The organism is Streptomyces prasinopilosus (genome assembly GCF_001419695.1).
Classification (GTDB): domain Bacteria; phylum Actinomycetota; class Actinomycetes; order Streptomycetales; family Streptomycetaceae; genus Streptomyces; species Streptomyces prasinopilosus.
In genome coordinates this window covers 1-5,406 of the sequence record NZ_LIRG01000424.1, presented here as the reverse complement: position 1 = coordinate 5,406, position 5,406 = coordinate 1, and the positions used below count along the sequence as shown (strand labels likewise).

Sequence of the window (5,406 nt, the reverse complement as noted above, 5' to 3'; positions counted from 1 at the left end):
GGCCCGCGCGGGCCACACCGCAGACGATCGGCAACGGCGTCCGGTTCACCGACGTCACCGGGAACCCCGTGCACGCCCACGGCGGCGGGATCATCAAGGTCGGCGCGTACCACTACTGGTCCGGGGAGCACCGCAACGAGGACAACACCTTCCGGTACGTCGACGCCTACCGTTCGGCCGACCTGAAGAACTAGGAGTTCCGCAACCACGTCCTCACCCAGGCCGGCGACCCCGAACCCGCCACCGCCGACATCCGTCCCGGCCGCGGCCCGCACACCGGACCACCGGCGGCCCCCGGCGGATCCTCCTCGCCGGCGCCTGCACCGTCTGCGACCAGCCCGGCGCCCCGTACTCCGGCCGGGGACAGCGACTGCCGCAGTACCTGCGCAGGGGTCTCTCGGTCGCCAACTACGCGGACTCCGGCGGGAGTACGGTCGGGCATCCGGGGAACCCGCGGTTGTGGGACACCGTCCGGACCGCGATCCGGCCCGGTGACCTCGTCCACCTCGCCCACAACGACAAGACCACCGACGGAGCCGCCTACCGGGCCGACCTCGAGACCAGGGTGGCGGGCGTGCGGGCCCAAGGCGGCGAACCGGTCCTCCTGACGCCCGTCGTACGGCACTGGTTCAACGCCGACGGCCCCCTGGACCACGACACCGCACTCCTGGCCGAGGGGCCCGGCGTCGACCCCCCGACGGTCGTGCGCTCCGTCGCCCCGGCCGCCCGCGTCCCGCTGATCGACCTCACCGCCAGGACCGGGGAGCCGGTGGAGTCCCTCGGTGCGGAGGGCTCCAGGGCCCTCCACCCGTACGACGGGAGACGCGGCGGCACCCCGCCCCGGAGCACGGCGCCACCCGGTTCGCGGCCCTGGTCCGCGACGCACTCGTCCGCGGGCACCCGGTGCCCGAGGACCGGGTCAGGAGGGGAGGAGACCCCTGGGACGTTCCGACCGGAACCGGAGCGTCCCAGGTTCCCCACGAGTGCCCACGAGCACCTCCACACTTCGGCCGGTGCCGAAGTGTTCCGCGGCTAGCGTTCCCGCATGACCGAGAACGCGCCGAACGCCGTCACCGGGTTCGCCGGACTGCACCACGCCGACGAGCCCCTCCTGCTGCCCAACGCCTGGGACCACGCCTCCGCCGCCGCTCTCGCCGCACAGGGGTTCCGGGCGGTCGGCACCACCAGCCTGGCCGTCGCCGCGGCGGCCGGACTGCCCGACGGGGCCGCGGCGACGCGTGAGCAGACGCTGCTGCTCGCCCGCACCCTCGGCCCGGGACCGTACTGGCTGTCCGTGGACGCGGAGGACGGCTTCAGCGACGACCCGGAAGAAGTGGCCTCGTTCGCCCGGGAGTTGTATCGCGCCGGTGCTGCCGGGATCAACCTGGAGGACGGGCTCGCACCCGTCGGCCGGCACGCTGCGAAGATCGCCGCGGTGCGGGCGGCGGTCCCCGGACTCTTCGTCAACGCCCGCACCGACACCTATTGGACCGCCCGTCCCGGCACGGACGGCCGCACCCGGCGGGAGGACACCTTCCGCCGACTCGACGCCTACCAACAGGCCGGAGCCCAAGGTGTGTTCGTGCCCGGTCTCACCGAGCCCCACGAGATCGCCGCCCTGGTGCACCGGCTCGACGTACCGCTCAACGTCCTCTACTCGCCCACCGGCCCCTCCGCTTTGCAGCTCGCCGGCCTCGGCGTGCGCCGGATCAGCCTCGGCTCCCTGCTGTACCGGCGGGCACTGGGCGCCGCGGTGGAGACCGCGACCGACGTCCGGGAGGGGCGCACGCCCACCGGCGCCGTGCCCGCCTACGCGGAGGTCCAGGCACTGAGCAGGCACTCCGTACGGGGCGGGGCCGGCACCACCGTCGTCTTCGGACGGCCCCGGTGCGACTGACGTCTCCCGCGCGTCGCACCGGGCGCGGTGCAGGGCGCGCGCCGGCGGGGCGCACGTGCCGACCGCCACCCGGAAGCCGCAACCACCCGAGCGCGGCGGCAGTCCGTGAGGGCGGGGCGGCAGTGGCGGCGGAGGCGTGGTGAACCGCCGCGCCGGAGGCATGCGCCGCTCACCCCCGCGTCGTACGGCGTTCACGCGGGGCCCCCATCCTCCACACGCGGCGTGATCACGCCGCGGAAGGCAGCCGCCCCCCACCGGCGGCATCCAGGAGGCACGCACATGGGACACGGGCACCCGCACGGACACGGTCACGGACACCACCACCACGGGGACGGCCACCGGCACGAGGCGACGACGCCCCTGCCCGCCGCCTTCGACACCTCCGTGCCCGACGAGGCCCTCTCCCCGGAACAGAAGTCGCGCCGCACCCTCCTGCGCCGGGCCGGGCTGCTCGGCGCGGGCCTCGCGGCCGGCAGCGTGCTGACCACGGGCACCGCGGCCGCCGCCCCCGCCCGGACCGGCGGGAACAGCCGCGGCGGCCCGCGGCGGGGCAAGGGCTTCCTGTGGCTGGCCGGTGACCACCACATCCACACCCAGTACAGCAGCGACGGCAAGTACCGCGTCGTCGACCAGGTCCGCCAGGGCGCCAGGCACGGCATGGACTGGCTGGTCATCACCGACCACGGCAGCGAGACGCACGCCAGGATCGGCGTGGAGAAGGTGAACCCGGACATCAAGGAGGCCCGCGCCGCCCACCAGGACACCCTGGTCTTCCAGGGCCTGGAGTGGAACATCCCGGCCGCCGAGCACGGCACCGTCTTCGTCCACCCCGGACGCAACGAGGTCGCCGTCCTCAAGCGGTTCGAGAACGACTACGACGGCAGCGTGAAGGGCGCCTCCGACTCCACCCCCGCCAACGAGGCGCTCGCCGTCGCGGGCCTGGAGTTCCTCGCCGAGCAGGTGAGACGGCGCACGGTCGACGACGCCCTGATGCTCGCCAACCACCCGGCGCGGCGCGGCGTCGACTCCCCGCACGAGATCCGCGCCTGGCGCGACGCCACCCCGAAGAACCATCAGATCGCCGTCGGCTTCGAGGGCGCCCCCGGCCACCAGGCCGCCGGTCTGCCGGCGCCCCTCGGCATGGGGCGCGCCCGCGGCATCTACGACAACGCGCCCGGCGCCAACTCCTTCCCCGGCTACCCGCTGGAGAGCTACCGCACCTGGGGCGGCTTCGACTGGATGACCGCCACCGTCGGCGGACTGTGGGACAGCCTCCTCGCCGAGGGCCGCCCCTGGTGGATCACCGCCAACTCCGACTCCCACCAGGTCTACGCCGACACCGGCGCGCGCGGCACGGGCGGTGACTTCGCCACCGACGGCAGGTACCCGGACCCCGTGTACAACGGGCGGATCGACGTCACCCAGGGCGACTACTGGCCCGGCCAGTACAGCCGCACCCACGTCGGCGCCGACGGCTTCTCCTACGCCGCCGTCATGGACGGCATCCGCGCCGGCCGCATCTGGGTCGACCACGGCCGGCTCGTCGACGGCCTCGACGTCCGGGTCTTCGGCGGCGACCGCTGGGCCACCCTCGGCGGCGCGCTGCACGTGCGCAAGGGCACCCGGGTCACCCTGAGCGCCGACGTGACGCTCGCCGGCGGCACCAACTGGGCGGGCTTCGTACCGAGACTGGCCCGCGTGGACGTCATCCAGGGCGACGTCACCGGCCCCGTCGCCGACAAGGACACCTTCACCGCGCCCACCGCGAAGGTCACCCGCTCGTACGACGTCGGCGGGACGGCCGGCACGGTCCGCGTCACCCACGACCTCGGCCGCGTCGACCGCCCGCTGTACGTCCGGCTGCGCGGCTCCGACGGCAACCGGACCGCCGTCGGGGCGAGGGGCGCCGGGGTCGACCCCGCGGGCCCCGCCATCGACGTCGTCGGCGACGCCGACCCCTGGCGCGACCTGTGGTTCTACACCAACCCGGTATGGGTCCTGCCCGCATGACGCCCCGCGCCCACGCCCACGCCCCTTCCCCTGTCCTCACCGTCGACGCGGACCTCCGGGACCTGCGGAGCGCCGACCGCCTCCTCCACCGCCTGGCAGCCGGGCTGGAGCTTCCGGAAGGGACGTTCGGCTGCACGCACCTGGTGCGCGGGCAGCGCCCGCGGGTCGTCGTCTCCCTGTCCCTGCCGTCGGAACCGCACCTGCGCACCGTGCGGGAGCGGCTCAGGGCGGACGGGCACGGAGAACCGGCGGCCGGCCTGCCCGACGCGTCCGGCCGTGCGGTGCTCTACCCGGGGGCGTCCGCCCTCACCGGCACGATGACGGTCGCGGAGCTGATCGCGGCATCCGCGATCAGCGGTGTGACCGTCCTCGGCGCGCCGGGCCCGCCCGACCCCGGGACCCGGGTGGTGACACGGGACCACGTCCGCCCGCAGTGGCAGGGGGACGCGCTCGTCCTCGCCGCCACCCCGGCGAGGGGCGGCGTCCTCGTCCCCTTCGAGTCCCCGGACCCCACGCCCTGCTGCGCGGACCACTGAGCGCACCGCGCCCCGCACCTCCCCGCACCCGCGCCCCCGTGCCGGCCCCGCACCGCCGGGCCGGCACGGGGGCGTGCGGGACGGCCCCCGCACGGCGCGCCGATCGCACGGGCGTTCCCGCGCCCGGCGTGAGCCGTTCACCCGTCCCGGCCGGGACCCCGCTCCCCGGAGAAGACGAACGAGAACTCCGCGGGCTCCGCCCGCAGCGCGTACCGGGGGAGCGGGCCCGAGCCGCACGACTGCGAGCCGATGCCGTGCTGGGCGTGGTCGAGGTTCACCCACACCGTGCCGCCGGGGACGAGGTCGGTGAGGTGCCGGGCCGCGTCGAGCCGCTCGCTCGTCCAGGGACGGGCGGTGAACCAGAACGCGGGGTCGCCCTCGACGCGGAGCCCGCCGAGTTCCACCCAGCGCACGTCGGCCCGCGCCCCGTTCTCCTGCGGGCGGACATAACGGGGCGGAGGAGGGCGCGGGAACGCCCGCGGTGCCGGACGTTGACCTTCGGCCAATGCTTCGGCAAGGGGTTGGGCGAAGTCCGCACGAAGCGTTGCCCGCCGTTCGGAATGACGAACAGGCGCCCGCAACAAGGGCGTTGAGGCCCGGGACGCGGGTGGTGCGAGGGGTGTCAGGACGCGTCGGCGGCGCGGGCCCGCGAGACCGCGCGCGTGCCGCTGCCCTTGCGGGCCGTCCGCAACGCGCCCTCCAGGGCGAACGTCGCCGCGCCCAGGCAGACCGGATCGGTGGGGATCGGGGAGAGCACGATCCGGGCGGCGGCCAACGGGCGGCGGAGCGCGTGCCGGCCGACGGCCCCGCGCACCGCGTCGAGCAGGGGCTCGCCGAACGCGGCCGCGACCCAGCCGCTGAGCACGACCACCTCCGGATTGAACAGGTTGACCAGGCCGGAGATCCCGGCCCCGACGTACCGGGCGGTGTCCTTAAGGACCCTGACCGCCACCGGGTCGCCCG

Annotated in this window: 5 protein-coding genes and 2 pseudogenes; 5 read left to right on the top strand and 2 right to left on the bottom strand. The window is 75.3% G+C overall.

The genetic code is table 11. The features are described 5' to 3' along the window. The 5 genes and pseudogenes from AOK18_RS18285 to AOK18_RS18265 all read left to right on the top strand — a co-directional run. A pseudogene (locus tag AOK18_RS18285) lies at positions 1–254 on the top strand (beta-xylosidase); the annotation flags it as partial. Between the two features lie 203 nt (positions 255–457). Then, a complete protein-coding gene (locus AOK18_RS18280; RefSeq protein ID WP_055695078.1) occupies positions 458–1,036 on the top strand; it encodes an SGNH/GDSL hydrolase family protein in 579 nt (192 codons plus the stop codon). A gap of 9 nt (positions 1,037–1,045) precedes the next feature. Continuing rightward, positions 1,046–1,897, top strand: a complete 852-nt coding sequence (locus tag AOK18_RS18275; protein ID WP_055695077.1) for an isocitrate lyase/PEP mutase family protein — start codon at positions 1,046–1,048, stop codon at positions 1,895–1,897. A 279-nt stretch (positions 1,898–2,176) separates the two neighbouring features. After that, positions 2,177–3,907 carry a PHP domain-containing protein gene (locus AOK18_RS18270; RefSeq protein WP_055695076.1) on the top strand — a complete coding sequence of 577 codons (1,731 nt, stop codon included), beginning with the start codon at positions 2,177–2,179 and terminating at the stop codon, positions 3,905–3,907. Continuing rightward, positions 3,904–4,443 (top strand): hypothetical protein, encoded by a 540-nt coding sequence (locus tag AOK18_RS18265; protein ID WP_055572460.1) that lies wholly within the window; start codon positions 3,904–3,906, stop codon positions 4,441–4,443. The genes AOK18_RS18270 and AOK18_RS18265 overlap by 4 nt, the downstream gene beginning before the upstream one ends. A 137-nt stretch (positions 4,444–4,580) precedes the next feature. On the opposite strand, the pseudogene AOK18_RS18260 reads toward AOK18_RS18265, so the two are convergent. Next, positions 4,581–4,892, bottom strand: a pseudogene (locus AOK18_RS18260) (beta-galactosidase small subunit-related protein); the annotation flags it as partial. Between the two features lie 173 nt (positions 4,893–5,065). Continuing rightward, the coding region (locus tag AOK18_RS18255; RefSeq protein ID WP_157865121.1) for an ROK family protein at positions 5,066–5,406 on the bottom strand (341 nt) is incomplete at its 5' end.

Coding starts and splice junctions, on each gene's coding strand:
- AOK18_RS18270 (WP_055695076.1), top strand. CDS start 2,177: ATGGGACACGGGCACCCGCACGGACACGGTCACGGACACCACCACCAC.
- AOK18_RS18275 (WP_055695077.1), top strand. CDS start 1,046: ATGACCGAGAACGCGCCGAACGCCGTCACCGGGTTCGCCGGACTGCAC.
- AOK18_RS18265 (WP_055572460.1), top strand. CDS start 3,904: ATGACGCCCCGCGCCCACGCCCACGCCCCTTCCCCTGTCCTCACCGTC.